Source organism: Arthrobacter roseus (assembly GCF_016907875.1).
Taxonomy (GTDB): domain Bacteria; phylum Actinomycetota; class Actinomycetes; order Actinomycetales; family Micrococcaceae; genus Arthrobacter_J; species Arthrobacter_J roseus.
In genome coordinates this window covers 2432879-2449950 of record NZ_JAFBCU010000001.1, presented here as the reverse complement: position 1 = coordinate 2449950, position 17072 = coordinate 2432879, and the positions used below count along the sequence as shown (strand labels likewise).

The window sequence follows — 17072 nt, the reverse complement described above, 5'->3', positions numbered from 1 at the left end:
TGCTGCCTGTTGTGCAGGAGTGGTTCCGCCACAGTTCGAGAATTTGACAGAGAGTAGCCCACGTGACCGACGCACATGACAAGCCGGTACCAGCAACTGCTGATCGCAAGGAACGCCGCGATCCACGGACGGTTGCGATGCTCGTGTCAGGCCTGCTGGCTATCGTTCTTGGCGCCGTCGCTGTGCTGCTGCCTGTTCCGTACGTGGTTGAGGCGCCGGGTCCTGCAATCAACACCATCGGAGAGTCGCAGGGCGCCCCGCTGATCCAGATCAAGGGCCGCGAGAGCTTCCCTGCGGACGGCAGCCTGAGTCTGACCACGGTATATGTCTATGGGGGACCGGGAGACGCCGTCAGCTTCTTCGACGTAGCACGTGCCTGGCTGGATCCAGCGAAGGCCGTTTTGCCTGTGGAACTTGTCTATCCTCCGGGTACTACGGGTCAGGAGATCCAGGAGCAGAACGCAGCGGCCATGACGTCATCTCAGGATGCTGCCGTCGCGGCCGCGCTGGAGCATGAAGATATTGATTTCGGTCAAGAGCTAGTGGTTATCGACTTTGCTGAGGAGTCCGTCTCGGCCTCCATCCTGGAGCCGGAGGACGTGCTGCTCGAGATCAACGGACAACCGATCGAGGACCTGGACTTTTTGCGGACTGCTCTGAACGAGTCCGACGGCGAGCCGGTCACCATGACCGTGGAGCGCGATGGCGGGAAGCAGCAGGTGGAGATTGCCCCTTCTGAGTCGGAAGATGGCCAATTTCAGTTGGGCGTTTACCTGCGGACCGACTTCTCCTTCCCCTTCTCGGTCAATATTGCTTTAAACAATGTTGGCGGTCCGTCTGCGGGGATGATGTTCGCTTTGGGAATCATCGACAAGCTGGAAGCTGGTGATCTCACAGGCGGTCGGGAGTTCGCCGGAACGGGCACTATCAGTGTGGACGGTCTGGTTGGCCCCATCGGCGGAATCCAGCAAAAGATGGTCGGTGCTCGCGACGCAGGGGCTGAGTTCTTCCTTGCGCCTTCAGAGAACTGCGAAGAGGTCACCGGTCATGTCCCTGAGGGTCTCACTGTGGTGAAGGTTTCCACTCTGGATCAAGCGCACGACGCGGTGAAGAAACTGGCCAGTGACCCGGATGCGAGTGTTTCTTCCTGTACTGGCTGAGTGGTAGGCGGCGATAGAAACGTGGTGTTGGGTGGCTCATACCCACATGGCAGGGCAGAATGGGGGGACAGCGGAACTCGGCTGGCTGTTCGTTCGTGGGATCTGGTGACAGGTCCGCGTCGATTGTGCCGCAAGGGACGCTGCAATCCACTGCTTTCAACGATGAGGTAACGAGTGACTTCCGGACCAGACCGGCCCTTTCCGCCCAGACCGAGCAATCAAGGAAAAAACGGCCGTCGTAGCCCGCTAATTCCGACACTGATTATTGTCGGAATCATCGTCGTCGCGTTTGTTTTCATGACGCAGGTATATGCGGACGTTCTCTGGTATCAGCAGCTTGGATACCTTGACGTCTTTGTGACGGAAAATATTACGCAGATCGCCTTGTTCCTCAGCGCGTTCTTCGTAGTGGGGGCGTCGATTTATCTCAGCCTGCGGGTGGCGTACAAATCGCGTCCCGTGTATGCCCCGGATAATGCCATGCAGGACAACCTGAACAGATATCAGGAGCAGCTGGAGCCGGTCCGCCGTGCCGTGATGCTGGGGATACCCGTTGCTGTGGCAGTGTTTGCCGGTACGGCGGCGGCGTCGCAGTGGCAGAATGTTCTTCTGTTCTTCCATCAGGTGCCCTTCGGCCAGACAGATCCCGAGTTCGGCCTCGACTTCAGTTTCTACCTCTACACTCTCCCCTTCTTCAATTTTGTGCTCGGCTTCCTGATGACCGCGGTGGTCATCAGCGGAATCGTGGCAATCCTGACCCACTATCTCTACGGTGGCATCCGGCTGGAGGAGAAGGGCATCTTCACCAGCAAAGCTGCTCGAGTGCAGATTTCCATCACCGCTGCGCTGTTCCTGATTCTTCAGGGCGTGAATCTCTGGTTGGATCGGTACGCGACGCTGCAGAGCACTGACGGTAAGTGGGCCGGGGCCCTCTATACAGATGTGGCTGCCGTTATCCCGACCAAGGCGATCCTCGCCATCGCGGCGATTATTGTGGCGGCTCTGTTCATTGTGGCCGCAGTCGTGGGTAAATGGCGTCTGCCTGTTATCGGGACCGCGATGCTGCTGATCACCGGCATCCTGGCCGGTGGCGTGTATCCGTGGGTCATCCAGCGCTTCGAGGTGACGCCCTCCGAGCAGAGCAAGGAACGTGAGTACATTCAGCGAAACATCGACTTGACGCGGTTGGCCTACGGTCTGGAGGATACGCAGGTCACCACCTATGACGCCACCTCGGAAGCGCAAGCCGGTGCGCTGCGCGAAGACGCGGAGACAACGGCGAATATCCGGCTGCTGGACCCCAACCTGGTCTCTGATACGTTCAGTCAGTTACAGCAGTTCCGCCAGTATTACAAGTTCGACGAAACGCTTAATGTGGACCGCTACGAAGTCGACGGCGAGACCAAGGACACCGTCATCGCGGTCCGCGAGCTGAATACGGACGGCGTTCCTGACAACTGGCTCAATCAGCATGCGCTCTACACGCACGGCTATGGGGTCGTCGCAGCATATGGATCCAAGGTTCAGCCTGATGGCAAGCCCGCCTTCATGCTTTCCGGTATTCCCTCTAGTGGTGTGCTGGGTAATGATTCCACCTATGAGCCCCGCATCTACTTCGGCGAGTTCTCACCTGAGTATTCGGTTGTTGGTGCACCTGAGGGTGCGGAACCGCAGGAAGTCGACCGGCCTCAGGGTGAAGAAGGTGGAGAAGAGGCCAAGAACACCTTCAGGGGCGACGGCGGTCCAAGCGTCGGGAACTTGTTCAACAAGCTCGCGTACTCCATCAAGTTCCAGTCCACGGATCTTTTGCTCTCGGACGTGGTCAATGAGGAATCCCAGATTCTTTACGAACGGGACCCCCGTGAGCGGATCAAAAAGCTGGCTCCGTACCTGACGATTGACAGTAACGTGTATCCCGCGATCATCGATGGCAGGGTGAAGTGGATTGTTGATGGTTACACCACCAGCAACAATTTCCCATACTCCACGCCTCAGGAACTCCAGGCTGCGACGAGGGATTCCCTGAGCCCGGGCGGAGGAGTACTGCCTGCGGAGAACGTCAATTATATTCGTAATGCGGTGAAGGCCACAGTGGATGCCTATGACGGTTCCGTGACGATGTACGCGTGGGATGACGAGGACCCGATTCTCAAGGCGTGGCAGAGTATTTTTCCCACAGCCTTGAAGCCGTACTCTGAGATGCCCGGCGAACTGATGTCTCATGTGCGCTATCCGGAGGACCAGTTTAAGGTTCAGCGGGAATTGATGGCGCGTTACCATGTGACGAATGCCGACACGTTCTACTCCAATATCGATGCTTGGAGTGTTCCGGATGATCCGACATTGCCGGAGGATTCGAATGTGAAGCAGCCTCCTTTCTATCTGTCTCTGCAGATGCCGAAGCAAGAGGAAGCGTCTTTCTCCCTCACGACGCCGTTCGTTCCGTCCGCCTCCAACCCCACCGAGGAAGCTCGTAACGTCTTGTACGGGTTCTTGGCTGCGGACGCGGATGCCGGCGATAAGGATGGTGTAAAGGCCGAAGGCTATGGCACGCTACGGCTGCTCGACACTTCGCGCTCTGACGCCGTGCCCGGTCCCGGTCAGGCTCAGAATAAGTTCAACTCGGACCCATCAGTATCAACAGAGTTGAACCTGTTGAGCCGGGGAGCTTCGGAAGTTAAGCGTGGGAACCTGCTGACGTTGCCCATCGGCGGCGGAATCCTGTATGTCCAGCCGGTCTATGTCCAATCCTCTGGCAGCTCTTCCTACCCCACGCTTCAGCGTGTTCTGGTGAGCTTCGGTGAGAATGTTGGCTTTGCACCGACTCTGGACGAAGCTCTGGATCAGGTCTTCGAGGGAGACTCGGGCGCAGCTGCCGGTGATGTCGACAATGTCGGCGAAACAGGCGGTGAAACGCCCGAGTCTGAGGCGCCAAAGGGCGATGCAACGTCCGAGGAAAACCTCAAGGACGCACTGGCTGCTGCTGGAACCGCTTTGCAGGAAGGCCAGGAGGCTTTGGCCAAGGGGGACTTCGCAGCATACGGCGAAGCTCAAAAGAAGCTCGACGCCGCGATTGCCAAGGCTATGGAGGCCGAGGCAAAAATCAGCGGTGAAGCTCCTCCTGCAGAGGATGGCAGTGCTCCGAAACCTTCGGAGTCGCCTGAAACTGATACGGAATCCGGCTCTTAGAGCCCGATTTGTTGTTCTGCCCCGCGGGTTGTTATAGTTATATCAACGCCGCGGGGTGGAGCAGTTCGGTAGCTCGCTGGGCTCATAACCCAGAGGTCACAGGTTCAAATCCTGTCCCCGCAACGTAAGAGAGAATGGCCCGGTCCCTTGGACCGGGCCATTCTTGCGTTGTGTACCAAAGCCGGGCTAGCGACACCGCCAGGTCACCCCCCTGATGCCAGTTTCAGTGCCTGCGCCGGGTGACATGGGCAGAGAGACCCCGACCCCGGTTAGAGCGGCCGCCGTACACTGTTGCGATGACCAAAAGACACAACGTGGTGACTGCCCAGAGTGATGGACGCAATGAATCCAGTCTTCAACGGTTGGATCGTAACTGGCATGAGCTTCTGCAGGAGCTGAGGGTCCTTCAAACAGGTATCCAGATTCTTGTCGGATTCTTGCTCACGCTGCCCTTTCAGGCGCGGTTTCCAGACCTTGATCCCTTTCAGGTGACCGTGTATCTGATCCTCGTCATTCTTGCGGCGCTCATCACCGTTCTCCTGCTCGCTACCGTCGTTATGCATCGCACATTCTTCCAGCTACACATCAAGGAGGCGCTCGTCGTCAACAGCGACCGAATCCTACGGGTAGCGATGCTTTTGGTGGCGTTAATCCTCATGGGTACAGTCGGCCTGATTTTCGACATCGTCCTAGGCCGGGCCGCAGGCACAGTCACGGCCCTGGGGCTGGCGGCAGTTGTTATCGGTCTCTGGGTTGTCCTGCCTCGGCTCATTCGCCGCCGGCACCTCCGTCATGTAGACGGCTAGGGGCGACCGCTTCGAACCACGGGCCGCCCTTTGAGCTACAAAAAACGGGGCTGAGAAGCACAACGGGCGAACACCCCGACCCAGAGGTCGACGGTATCCGCCCGTTGCGGCAGGATCTGGCTGGTCAATCAGCTATCGGACGCTGAACCTGTTCCCTGGCCGATTGAAGTCTGTTGTGCGTCTGAACCTCCGGACTTCAGGGCAGCCAGACGGGCTTCAACCTCGGTCTGCTCCCCGAGATCCTCCAGGCTCTCGAACTGCGCATCCAGACTGGAATCGTTCAGCTCGGCCTGGCCTAGCACGCGGGCTTCCTCACGACGGATTTTTTCCTCGAAACGGCCAACCTCGGACGTGGGGTCCATGAAATCGAGGCTCTTGACGGCGTCCTGAACCTGAGTCTGCGCGTCCGCGGTGCGTGCGCGGGCAACAAGTTCGTCGCGCTTCCGGCTCAGCTCATTGAGCTTCTCGTTCATCTTGTTGAGGCCGTCCTTGAGCTTTTCGACGATCTCCGTCTGCGACGCGATCGTTGGCTCTGCTCCCTTGGCTTCATTCTCGGACGAAATCTGCCGCTGGATAGCAACCTTCGCCAGATTATCGAATTTTGCCGCATCCGTGGTGTCGCCGGTAGACCGGTATTCGTCAGCCTTGCGGGAGGAAGCGAGCGCTTTGTTGCCCCACTCCCGGGCATTGTCCTGGTCCTCGTTATAATCGCTCTGGAGCATCCGCAGGTTACCGATCGTCTGAGCGACAGCGCTCTCGGCCTCTGCGATGTTGTTGGAGTAGTCGCGGACCATCTGGTCGAGCATCTTCTGCGGATCCTCGGCCTGATCCAGCATTGCGTTGACGTTTGCTTTGGCAAGTTGGGCGATACGGCCGAAAATTGACTGCTTTACCATTGGATAACCTTTCTATGGTTCTGACTTTGTTGACCTGATGAAAAATTTCGTCGCTGGACCAAGCGTCTAGAAACTGCCGCCAGAGGAATCGAATCCGCCGAAGCCGCCTCCGCCGAATCCGCCGCCTCCGCCGCCGAACATATCGCCGCCGCCTCCGCCGCCAAACATACCGCCGCCGTCGCCGTCGAGAATCCCGCCGAGAAGGATCCCGCCCAGCAGTGCGCCGCCGAGCCCACCTCCGCCGCCGCGGCGTTGTCCGCCGTACATGCCACCACCGTATCCGCCCGAGCTCATGCCGAAACCTTCGACGTCTTCCTGTGCACGTTGTGCGGCCTGCTGTGCCAGCGCGTTTGATTGCTGGGCGTGCGAGAGTGCAGCAACCGGGTCGGTGGATTGGACCTGCATTGCGTAGTCGAGGTTCCGTTCAGCCTCGGCCAGCCGCGTACGGGCCTCGCTACCTACTCCACCACGACGAGCGCGGATGTAGTCGGATGTCCCCGATATCTGAGCCTGGGCGGACATGAGCGAGTGCTGGAGTGATTCACGTGCGCGACGTGTTCTGTCCTGCTGATCGCTGATCCCAGTCAGCGACTCATCCAGTTGCGTGTGTGCTTGTTCAACCCGCTGGAGAAGTGCGTTCGGGTCGATCTTTCCCGACTGGACTTCATCGGATACGGCATCCAGGGCAGACTGAACAACCGCGACCTGGCCGGTCAGCTCGGGATGCTGGCCGCTCCGGATCATGGCTCGGGCCTGTGCCAGATCCTGCGACGCTGCTGTGACGGCGTCCTGCATTTGCCGCCGTGCGGTTGCCAGGCCGTCCGCAGTTTTGTGCACTGCTTCGATGAGGACCTCGGCCTGGTGCGTGCTTTCTTCAGCGGCGCGTACGGCGAGGACCGCGGATGCCGTGTCATCGGCGTCGAGCTTCTCCTGGGCGTTCTGAGCAGCTGTCTCAACAAATTCGAGGCGCTCGGAGGCCTCTTCGACGTTGTCGCCGATCTGAGACAGCGCCGAGTCCTCGTACTCACGGCGCAGCGCGTCGAGAGTTGAACCAGCCTCAGCCAGACGGCCGCGTGTCTCGTTGGCCGCTGCACGGGCCGAGTTGAGCGCCTGAGGCGCATTACGTTCGAGTTCGCGTAGCTTGTCGAAGTCTTCCTTATGTTCCTGCAGCGAACTGCTGACGGATTCGCAACGCCGGATGATGTCGCCGAGCCAGGTACGCTGCTGCTCCTCCGTATCCGGAATGTGGTCATCGAGTTGCTGCTGCAATTTGAAGGATTCCATCATGTGGTTCTTTGCTGCGGCAATATCATCGGCGAAGGGCTTGACCGTCTCCTGGCCGTACTGTGCCTCTGCGAATCCCAGTTCCTGTTCGCTGGACTTGATGGCGTTGTCCGCCCCGATGAGGAGGCCGCCGGACCGGAGCCGAAGGTCCTTGACGGTCATGGCGTCCAGGGGATCTATTGGCTCACCGTCCTGGCCGTGCTGGATTTCGTACTCGGGGCCGGACTTTTTGCGCTTGCGCGAGCGGTTGTAGAAGTAGAATCCGGCGATGCCGATGATCACCAGCGCTCCCACGAGCAGCACTGGCCCAAGGAATGAGCCCCCTGAGGACGCAGAACCGTCTCCGCCGCTAGCGATGTCTTCGAGGGATGCGGTAGCACTGGTTGCAGAGGTGGCCCACTCCTCTGAGGAGATCGAGTCCTGCCCGAGCAGGGGATCGAGAGCGGACTGCTTGATGTTTTCGCGCTGTTCCGGGGTGATGTTTCCTGCGCTACTGGTCCCGATCTCCAGTTGACGGTCTTCCACTGCAACAGCGAGAAGCGCCTCGTCGGACCCCAGATCATTGAGCTCCGCAGTCTGATCTACCCAAGCCTCCGCGCCGCCCGAATCAGTAAAGGTGTCTATATAGGACACATATAGTGTGTAACCCGACTCCTGTTGCAGCTGCGCTACGGCGGATTCGACGGTGCCCAGGCTGCCGTTCAACGCGTCGACGTTATCGACGACGAACTGTCCTGGAGGGAACTCAACCGGCGGCTCCGCCTGCGCGGCAGCGGCAGGTAAGCTCAGGAGCAGTCCCAGACCCACCGCAGTTGCCCACCGTGTCGTCATTAATCGCATGTAAAGTCCTTCAGCGTTGTGGGTCAGGGAACAGTTTAGAGTCTATGGCTAGGCCCAGAACCAGTCCACCGCTTATTTACCCTCACAACGCCGTGCGCAGGCTTAGCGTTCCTGATGCGGGGCTGTCTTCGGGGCCACCGGACGGAAACCCCGAGTTATCGGGTGAGCTTCCAGCAAAGTCCCAGCTTTCGTTCGAACGTCCACCAGCTAACGGTGGCAGACTCGTCCGCAGAACAGTGAAAGGACTATAGGCATGACAGAGAACGACGGCGATACCGGTTGGAACTCCGGATCCACCGATGAGGGTGCAGCCCGCCAGAGCGAGTCCGCCAGAAGCCAGGTCCCGCCTCGGCCGCAGCTTCCGCCGTCCTCTGTGGGCGGGCCGGGCTATGACTATCTGACGACCGGGGCCAATAATGCTGAGTCCGATCCGTTCGGACCGCAAGCTTCGACAGCGCAGCCAGTTGAAGGTTTGCAGCGGAATGCGGTGCCGGGGCGTGCGCGGTTTGGAGCCGGAACTCTCGTTGTCGGGATGATCGTTGCCGGGTTGGCGGGCGGTGGGGTGGCCATTGGTTATGATCTTTCAACCGACGGTCAGCAGGATGTGCCTGTCACGAGGGGCGGGCAGGAGTCCGTGGTCATCAACGACCCCAACAACGTGACACCCGTGACAGCAGCCGCGAAGAAAGCCGCGCCGAGCGTCGTCACCATCTCAGCTATGGGACAGAGTTCCGGAGGCTCAGGATCCGGGATCATTCTCGATCAAGAAGGTCACATTCTGACCAATAATCACGTCGCTACCGTCGGCGGACAGGTCAATGACGCCAAAATAGAGGTACGGCTCAGCGACGGTTCGGTGTACTCCGCCAAACTTATCGGCCTTGACCCTCTTTCTGACCTTGCTGTGCTGAAGATCGATGCTCCTGATCTGGTCCCTGCCGCCATTGGCAACTCTGATGAGCTCAATGTCGGGGACACTGCCGTCGCTATCGGGGCGCCACTAGGACTCAGCGGTACTGTCACGGACGGCATTGTCTCCACTGTGGATCGCACCATCTCCGTAGCCTCGTCCGCCGTTCCCAAGGAACAGTCGGATACCACCGAGGGGGAGGGCGACGGCGGTGACTGGCGCTTCGCCCCACCAGAGGGAAGCAAAGAGCAGCAACCAGCGGAACAGGGCACCATCTTGCTCAATGTCATCCAGACTGATGCTGCGATCAACCACGGCAACTCCGGTGGCGCACTGGTGAACTCGGAGGGCGAAGTTATTGGCGTCAACGTCGCGATTGCTGGCGCCGATGAGAACAGCGGCAATATCGGCGTCGGGTTCTCCATTCCCATCAACTACGCGCACCGCGTGGCTGAGGAACTGATCAGCACTGGCGAGGCAACGCATGGCCGTCTCGGAGTGACAGTTCGTCCGCATCCCGCGCAGGGAGCGGGTGCGCAGACGACGTTCTCTGTCGGGGCGCAGGTCGGGGAAGTGACGCCGGATTCACCGGCCGCAAAAGCCGGTCTTAAGTCAGGCGATGTTGTCACCACGTTCGACGGCGAAAGCATTGAAGATGCCAGGGAGCTAACCGCGGTTGTTCGAGAACAGGCTGCAGATTCAACGGTGTCGTTGACTTTCACCCGCGATGATAAGGCAGAGACCGTTGACATCACTGTCGGTTCGCTGGGTAAGGGCTGACGTGGGCCATGTGCCTCGGATGTATGGTTGCGGGCACCTCCGGCGAGGTCATTGTGGTTAGCTAGGGTATGACCTACGGGTCGAACCAGCGACGACAGCGCGAAAGGCAATAATGCATACGGCAGCAGATGCACCGTTGAACATCGTGGTCCTGGTCAAACATGTGCCTGATGCACAGTTTGATCGCCATCTGACCGGCGAGAACCATACGGTGGAACGGTCCCAGAGTATTCTTTCCGAGCTCGATGAGTACGCGTTGGAGACTGCGCTCCAGCTGGTGGAGGCTGCCACCGGAGATGCATCGGCACATAAGATCACGGCCCTGACAATGGGCCCGGACGCTGCTGTCAATGCGGTTAAGAAGTCGTTGCAGATTGGAGCGCATCAAGGGGTCCACCTGAATGATCCCGCTTTGGCTGGCTCCGATGCGGCTGGTACCTCTCTGGCCCTCGCTGCGGCAGTGCGCCATATCGGCGGCGACGACGGAGTGGATATCGTCATCACTGGAATGGCCTCGACCGAGGGGGAAACATCCCTGGTCCCAGCGCAGTTGGCCGAGCGGCTTGATCTGCCTCAGGTAACTTTCGTTTCCGCTGTTGAACTCACCTACGACGGCGATGCTCCGGTTCTGCACGCCCGGCGTGACGGAGCCACCCACGCGGACACGATCGAGTCCGCTCTGCCCGCTCTGGTGTCCGTGACAGATCAAATTAACGAGCCTCGCTATCCCAATTTCAAGGGCATCATGGCGGCGAAGAAGAAGCCGTTGCACACGCTGTCGCTGGCAGATATCGGTGTCGACGAATCTGCGGTGGGTACCAGTGGTGCTTGGACAACCGTTGAGTCCGCTGATCCGCGCCCACCCCGCGGCAAGGGCGTTGTCATCACAGACGAAGGCGATGCCGGAGTCCAGTTGGTTGACTTCCTGACCACGCAGAAATTGCTCTAGAAACCCCTCCCATCACCGGCCGTTCGGCCCGGAGTATCGACGTAAAATCGACGTAAAGGAGTACGGAGCATGGCGTCCGTCCTGGTATATCTTGATCACCCCATTGTCCCTCTTGCCAAGGCCAGCAGGGAATTGTTGACCATCGCCGCGACCATAGGCGAGCCGGCCGTCGCCCTCGGTGTTGATTCGCTGGAGGACGGCGTCGCCGAGGCACTCGGGGAGTACGGGGTGCGGCAGATTTATGTTCCAGAGAACCCTGATCTGGACAAGTATCTGGTCGCGCCCAAGGCGGCCTTTCTAGCTGTAGTGGTGGAGCAGGCATCGCCGTCGGCCGTTCTGCTGGACAACGGGTTCGAAAGCAAAGAAATCGCAGGACGGCTCGGAGTGAAACTTTCATCGGGAGTCATCACCGACATAGTCAGTGTGGGGGAAGACCTCACTGTGATGAAGCTGGATCTGGCGGGCTCGTACACCGTCTCAGCGAAGGTGACTCACGGAATTCCCGTATTGACAGTCAAGCCAAATAGCGCCGAACCGCGAGTAGCGTCAGAGCCAACGCGGCCGGAACAGGTGAAGGTCGCGGCCGTGGACGTCAGCGCAGTCAACGCGGCACGGGTCACGGGGCGTGAAGACAAGAAAGCCAGTACGCGCCCCTCGTTGTCAGAGGCACGAGTTATTGTTTCCGGCGGGCGCGGCACCAACGGAGACTTCAGCGCCGTTGAGGCCTTCGCTGATGCATTGGGCGGGGCTGTGGGCGCCTCTCGTGCTGCGACAGACGCTGGGTGGATTGAGCACTCCGCGCAGGTAGGACAGACGGGCCAGACTGTCTCCCCGCAGTTGTATATTTCCGCCGGGATCTCGGGTGCCATCCAGCAGAAGGCCGGGATGCAGACGTCGAAGGTCATCGTGGCCGTCAACAAGGATGCTGACTCGCCGATCTTCGAGATCGCTGACTTTGGCATTGTCGGTGACCTTTTCAAGGTTCTGCCGCAGGCAACGGAAGAGATCCAGAAGCGGCGGAGTTAGGGTGTCGGTCAAACCGACCTCGAAGGTGGACGGCGTCCATCCACGGCGCGTGCTCTGTTTCAGCGCTCATCCGGACGACATTGATTTTGGTGCAGCCGGAACCGTCGCTGGGTGGACCGAGGCCGGTGCGGTTGTGACTTATTGCATCATGACCGGTGGAGACGCCGGGGGGTTCGACGCCGCCCACCGGCCAGACATCGTGTCGATGCGTAACGCAGAGCAGAAGGCCGCAGCGTCACTAGTGGGTGTTCTCGATATCCGCTGGCTGGGCTATCAGGATGGTTATCTTCAGGCCGATCATGCTCTTATCCGCGACGTTGTTCGGGTAATGCGGGAAGTCCGTCCGGACGTCGTCGTCGCTATGCACCCGGAACGCAGCTGGGATCGGCTGCAGAAGAGCCATCCGGATCACCTGGCGTGCGGGGAGGCAGTAACCCGTGCCGTTTATCCGGCCGTGGAGAACCCCTTTGCGTATCCGGAGCTCGCAGAGGCGGGGTTGGAAGCGTTCAAGGTTTCATGGCTGTGGTTCTACGGTGCGCCCCTGGAGCGTGAGAATCACTTCGTGGACATGTCCCCTCACCTTGATGCAAAGCTCGCAGCCATTCATATCCACTCGAGTCAACATCCGGACCTCAAGGCAATGGAGTCCACTGTGCGTTCCATCCTGCGTGAAAATGCGGAGCGCGCTGGTCTCGGGGAAGGCCGCAGCGCCGAGGCGTTTCACGTTGTTGGCGTGAACACCCCGGCAACCTTTGCGGGCTTCTAGGATTCCTCAGTCAGATTAACTGCAGCATAGACGGTGATTGCCTCCGCCAGGAAGCTGGCGAGGCCGGGCTGGTAATTGTCGTAGAACTCCCGGAACCTCTCATCCTGCGTGTAGGTCTGCGCGAGTCCTGTGTAGCTTTCACGGTGCGGCGTCCAACTGACACTTACCCAGCGGTAGTGTCTTGCAACGAGCTCCTGCACTGGTTTGTCGTCGGAAGCCAGTCCGGCAGATCGGAGTAGGGCCAGCTCCGTCCTCGTAAGGGTTTTCCCCGAAGCCTCTCAACATTTCTTCGGCACTCATAGCGTCTCCTTGTGTGAGCGAAGTGATCGTCGCCAGGACACTGCCCGCCATGTCATCTAACCGCTGGCGTTCAGCTGTCAACCATCAGTGGTGGACTCTCAGCACCGAGACTTCGTCTCGTTGCCCGTGAAGTACCTCGCGAATGGCTTCCAGCCCGAGCCCCAGCTGGCGTAGCACGAGGATCCGCTTCGCCACTTCTGAAATTGGCCATTCCTGTCGGTCGGCTGCCTGATGAACCATTGTGTTTCTGCCGCCCCTGTTCGATCACAGGGTGGTTTTCCACCCGTTTCTTCAGGCTAGAAGTTGACGCAGCGTCGAGGTCAACCCTGCTCAGCTCTCCAAGGGTATGGATGCGATAACGGGCATCGTTGGTGTCTCCGAGCCGCCTTCGGGCTCGATGGTGATGGCCAGAGCGGAGTAAGGGTCAATGTCTGTGACGGCCGTAAGCTTACCGGTAGCGACGTCCTCACCTGTCATGGTGCCCGCAGGAACAGGAACCGTTCCATCGGTTGGAATGCGCCACAACTGGTAGACCTTGCCCTCGGGTGGAGGCGGGACGTCGCGCATGGATACCACGGCCGCATCTGATGACTCTGACACGCTGATCTCGGCGGATCCACCGGCCACATCGAGGGTTCGCTGCTGCACATCGGTGGCCGTCATGATCTGGTCTGTGAGCGAGTTGGGCTGCATATTCTGGGCAACGGTAACTCCGGCGATTACAACGGCTACGGCGGCCGCGGCTGAAAGTATCCACTGCGTGGGTGTGAACCTCTTTTTCCGCTTCTCCCTGTGCTGGGCCAAATCTGAGATCCCGGCGCTCTGAGCCGTGGAGTTTTCAGTCTTCTCCTGGACCTTCGCGGTAGTCGGCAACTCTTTCATGATGGCGCCGAGTAGGTCAGTTGGCGGCTCTGCTTCAAAGTTGCCGTAGACGTCCGAGAGCGTCTGCCGTGCCTTTGCCACCCTGGCTTTAAACCCGTCCTTGGTGGTAGGGGTCGCTTCCGAGACGAAGGCCTCGATTTCGGTGAGTTCTTCTGTCGGCAGTGCATCGAGTGCATACAATTCCGCCCATTCCAACAGGAGATCGTTGTTCAGATCCTGTGTGAGGCTCTCGCCAAACTGATTATTCATTCCGTTCCGCATCTCAATTCAGCTCCAGACAGTTTCTCAGCCGAATTAATCCATCCCGAATTCGGGATTTGATGGTTGGTACCGCGGCACCAAGCTTTTCTGCCACTTCCCGATACGTCAGACCGCCGTAGTAAGCCATCCGGACCGATTCCTCCTGCGTTTCGGTCAGGGTTTCAAGGCACGTCACCACTGCTTCTGCCTCCAGTAGTTGTTCCACCGTCTCCGCTACGTCGTCCCGATCAGGAACTTGCATCGCAGCACCATACCGGGCTTCGCGTTCAGTAGCGCTCTGCTGAGAGCGCACTTTATCCACAGCACGCCGATGTGCCAGCGTCATGAGCCAGGCCAACGGTGTTCCGCTGGTATGGCTGTATTTACCTGCCGAGTTCCAAACCTGCAGATAAACTTCCTGCGTTGCGTCCCTGCTCAGCTCGGCATCTACCAGCACGCGGCGCGCCATACCGTAGACACGTTTCGCGGTTTGTTCGTAGAACTGCGCGAAGGCATCTTGATCACCGTGAGAAATGCGATCGAGCAGACCAACGAGAAGACTCTGGTCAACTGGCTCACCTCCCTTCCGCGCTGAACCGCTACCTGCCGCGGACGCTTGACTACTTATCGGCTTTTCCATAGATCTCCAGCATAGGGCTCCTGAAGTGTCCGCGTGTTGTATCCCTTATTCGGTGTCGTGGCTGTTCCGGATGGGTCAGAGCTGAAATGTGTCAGAGTGTTGGTTCAGCTACTGCTATCAACGTATTGGCGTTGAGCACGTAGTTTTCGCCTAATTCCTGACAAAGTCTCGCTCTGATCTCACCTCTGGTCCCGGGGTCCTCAGGAAGTAGACGTGAGTACCAGGTGCCTTCCACGAGAGACCAGGCCAAGTCGGCGTTCAGCGGAACCGACACCTCGGTTGGTGCAATTTCAACATTCCCAAGCCCTAGACTGGTCAGCCATTTCTCAAGTTCCTCGGGCGTGTCAGTGCGCCGCGCATTCTCGGCCACTAGGGAAGCCTGCTCGGCTGTATCTGGTTGGTGACGGGCACAAATATCGGTGAGCGCTTCTGCGAATTCTGCATGGGCGCCGTTGGCCCAGACTGATACCGCGAACCGGCCACCAGGCTTGAGGAGAGTGGCGAGCCGGTTGCCGACGGCGTCTATATCTTGGGCAGTAAAGAGCTCATAGGAGGCTACTATCGCGTCATATGAGCCTTCAATGGTCCAGCTGAGCGGATCGCTATGGGCCAGGTTCAGCTGCCCCAGGTCGAACGCCTTTGCTTTTCGGCCAGCGACTTCGAGCATGGCAGCAGAAGGGTCGACGGCGTCCACCACTCCGATTTTGCCCACGGTCTGGGCTGCTGGAACCGCGCTCGCGCCTGCTCGGCAAAAGGCGTCAAGTACGTGGTCGTCGATCTGCAATCTGGCAGCGGCCACGACAGCGTTTCCCACGGGATTCCATAACGCGGGAGAGAGGGCATCAAATTGCTCCGCGTCTTCGCTGGGGGTCCTGCCGAGTTCTGACACCACGGGTTCTCCTTGTTGGTTGAACTACGTCTTGGGTTTAGAGTTTCGCGCCTTCGAAGCCGTGCTGCCGCCATCCTTCGTAGACAGCGATGGAGGCAGAGTTGGCAAGATTCAGGGACCTCAGCGTGGGAAGCATAGGGAGCCTGACGCGGGCCGTGATCTCCGGTGCGTTCTTGACGTCCTCGGGCAAGCCTGTGGACTCGCGTCCAAACAACAGGACATCGCCAGGCTCGTACCGGATGTCCACGTGGGTTTTGTCGCCCTCGGAGGTGAAAGCGTAAACGTTTCGGGGGGTGAGGGCCCGCCATGCGTCCTCGAGTGATGAATGGACCCGCAGAACGGCGAGGTCATGGTAATCGAGCCCAGCCCGGCGAAGTTTGGAATCTTCGAGGCTGAACCCCAGCGGTTCCACTAGGTGCAGCTCTGACCCCGTGATGGCAGCCAGACGTATGGCGTTTCCGGTATTGCCGGGAATTTCGGGGGTGAGGAATAGGATGCGGAACACTTGCCCATTCTAGGCCCACTACTGGTTGCGGTTTGAGAGAGTTCAGGTGGTGGCTTCGAGTAGACGCGCGAGCACGGACAGCTGGACAACATTCGGTTGTGGCCCGGCGGACATGAACTGGCGCAGCTGCCTGGCCAGGGTACCTACGTTGACGGCATGCACGGGTGCGAGACTTGAACGGTCTGCGCCCGGTGGGTAGTCGATCACAGGCTCGAACGGGTTGCCCTTCAGGTTGTGCAACACGAGCCAGCCAGAGACGTGGCAGCCGGGAAGTTGCTCCTGCACGGTCCTGACGGTCTCCCGCAGCGCAGGTCCACCAGCAGCCCGGCCCTTGTGGAGTAGCCTGCCACCGTCCCACCGATAGGCCGGCGCTGATGCAATCAGGGAAGCGACGACGGCAACTCGATAGCCGCCCAACAGAACGGATCCTGCTTCTGTGCCGTTTTCGAACCGAGCACCATTGATCAGACGGCCGGCGGGATAGTCCTTCAGGATTGTCGATTCCAGCAGTTGCGTGGTTCGTTCCTCGGCGTCATACTTAGCGAGTTTCGTGGAGCTGAGCCGTGTCAGCATGTTCGGGCGTCGGGGAGCGGAATGGGATTGCTGCCCCGCGACAGCCAGAGATACGACCGGTGGCGTGTTCGGATCAAAGGGCGGAAGAAAGGTGGGGGTTGTATTTAAACGACGGGGTTCAGGCCGGGATGGGTGCCCTGTCGCCCGCGTCTTGCCAGGGCGCGGCGGAGTCGCCTGTGAGGCGGACTGGTTGCTGGAATTGTCGTCGAACGATTGCCTGAGTGAACCGTCCGTGAGTAGTCGGTATGCCTCAGAAACTTCGTGAAATTCTGGTGCACTGCCGCCCTGATCCGGGTGCGTGGCACGCGCCTTTCTGCGGTACGCTTTTCGGATCTGTTCGATCGTCGCGTCGGCGGGCACGCCAAGGACCGAGTAGGGATTCGACTCGGCTTGGCTCACCGGCAATATCCTGACATGTGTTGGAAAAAGGGAGACGT

At 59.3% G+C, this 17072-nt stretch carries 15 protein-coding genes and 1 tRNA gene; 8 read left to right on the top strand and 8 right to left on the bottom strand.

What is annotated here, in order from left to right; genetic code table 11:
* The first annotated feature begins 62 nt into the window (after window positions 1-62).
* The 4 genes from JOE65_RS11820 (at window position 63) to JOE65_RS11805 (ending at window position 5155) form a co-directional block, all read left to right on the top strand.
* Window positions 63-1160, top strand: coding sequence for a YlbL family protein (locus JOE65_RS11820; RefSeq protein ID WP_338021629.1), 1098 nt, complete (start codon window positions 63-65; stop codon window positions 1158-1160).
* A 174-nt stretch (window positions 1161-1334) separates the two neighbouring features.
* Window positions 1335-4349, top strand: a complete 3015-nt coding sequence (locus JOE65_RS11815) for a UPF0182 family membrane protein (RefSeq protein WP_338021628.1) — start codon at window positions 1335-1337, stop codon at window positions 4347-4349.
* A 49-nt stretch (window positions 4350-4398) separates the two neighbouring features.
* Window positions 4399-4472: transfer RNA gene (locus tag JOE65_RS11810), tRNA-Met, on the top strand.
* Window positions 4473-4645: 173 nt separating this feature from the next.
* Window positions 4646-5155, top strand: coding sequence for a DUF6328 family protein (locus tag JOE65_RS11805; protein WP_205163379.1), 510 nt, complete (start codon window positions 4646-4648; stop codon window positions 5153-5155).
* A 128-nt stretch (window positions 5156-5283) separates the two neighbouring features.
* Here JOE65_RS11805 and JOE65_RS11800 read toward each other — a convergent pair whose 3' ends face one another.
* Together JOE65_RS11800 and JOE65_RS11795 are read right to left on the bottom strand one after the other, a co-directional pair.
* Complete coding sequence (locus JOE65_RS11800; RefSeq protein WP_205163378.1) at window positions 5284-6051, bottom strand: PspA/IM30 family protein; 768 nt, start codon at window positions 6049-6051, stop codon at window positions 5284-5286.
* Between the two features lie 66 nt (window positions 6052-6117).
* Window positions 6118-8175, bottom strand: coding sequence for a TPM domain-containing protein (locus JOE65_RS11795; RefSeq protein WP_205163377.1), 2058 nt, complete (start codon window positions 8173-8175; stop codon window positions 6118-6120).
* 253 nt (window positions 8176-8428) lie between these two features.
* On the opposite strand from JOE65_RS11795, the gene JOE65_RS11790 reads away from it, so the two are divergent.
* The 4 genes from JOE65_RS11790 (at window position 8429) to JOE65_RS11775 (ending at window position 12606) form a co-directional block, all read left to right on the top strand.
* On the top strand, window positions 8429-9865 hold the full coding sequence (locus JOE65_RS11790; protein ID WP_205163376.1) for a S1C family serine protease: 1437 nt from the start codon (window positions 8429-8431) through the stop codon (window positions 9863-9865).
* A gap of 112 nt (window positions 9866-9977) precedes the next feature.
* Complete coding sequence (locus JOE65_RS11785) at window positions 9978-10814, top strand: electron transfer flavoprotein subunit beta/FixA family protein (protein WP_239536705.1); 837 nt, start codon at window positions 9978-9980, stop codon at window positions 10812-10814.
* A gap of 69 nt (window positions 10815-10883) precedes the next feature.
* Window positions 10884-11840 carry an electron transfer flavoprotein subunit alpha/FixB family protein gene (locus JOE65_RS11780; protein ID WP_205163375.1) on the top strand — a complete coding sequence of 319 codons (957 nt, stop codon included), beginning with the start codon at window positions 10884-10886 and terminating at the stop codon, window positions 11838-11840.
* Between the two features lies 1 nt (window position 11841).
* Window positions 11842-12606, top strand: a complete 765-nt coding sequence (locus JOE65_RS11775) for a PIG-L deacetylase family protein (RefSeq protein ID WP_338021627.1) — start codon at window positions 11842-11844, stop codon at window positions 12604-12606.
* On the opposite strand, the gene JOE65_RS11770 is transcribed toward JOE65_RS11775, so the two are convergent.
* From JOE65_RS11770 to JOE65_RS11745, 6 genes are all read right to left on the bottom strand, one after another.
* Window positions 12603-12851 carry a TipAS antibiotic-recognition domain-containing protein gene (locus JOE65_RS11770; RefSeq protein WP_205164183.1) on the bottom strand — a complete coding sequence of 83 codons (249 nt, stop codon included), beginning with the start codon at window positions 12849-12851 and terminating at the stop codon, window positions 12603-12605. The two genes, JOE65_RS11775 and JOE65_RS11770, sit on opposite strands and share 4 nt — an antisense overlap.
* A gap of 385 nt (window positions 12852-13236) precedes the next feature.
* Window positions 13237-14037 (bottom strand): anti-sigma factor, encoded by an 801-nt coding sequence (locus tag JOE65_RS11765; protein WP_205163373.1) that lies wholly within the window; start codon window positions 14035-14037, stop codon window positions 13237-13239.
* Between the two features lie 13 nt (window positions 14038-14050).
* The gene (gene sigK, locus JOE65_RS11760; protein ID WP_205163372.1) at window positions 14051-14668 is read right to left on the bottom strand and encodes an ECF RNA polymerase sigma factor SigK; all 618 of its coding nucleotides are present in this window, start codon (window positions 14666-14668) and stop codon (window positions 14051-14053) included.
* 91 nt (window positions 14669-14759) lie between these two features.
* Window positions 14760-15560: a methyltransferase domain-containing protein gene (locus JOE65_RS11755; RefSeq protein WP_205163371.1), complete on the bottom strand. Its 801-nt coding sequence runs from the start codon at window positions 15558-15560 to the stop codon at window positions 14760-14762.
* A gap of 34 nt (window positions 15561-15594) precedes the next feature.
* On the bottom strand, window positions 15595-16062 hold the full coding sequence (locus tag JOE65_RS11750) for a TrmH family RNA methyltransferase (protein ID WP_205163370.1): 468 nt from the start codon (window positions 16060-16062) through the stop codon (window positions 15595-15597).
* Window positions 16063-16104: 42 nt separating this feature from the next.
* Entirely contained in the window at window positions 16105-17034 is a 930-nt protein-coding gene (locus tag JOE65_RS11745; RefSeq protein ID WP_205163369.1) for a DnaJ domain-containing protein, read from the bottom strand.
* Between the last annotated feature and the right edge of the window lie 38 nt (window positions 17035-17072).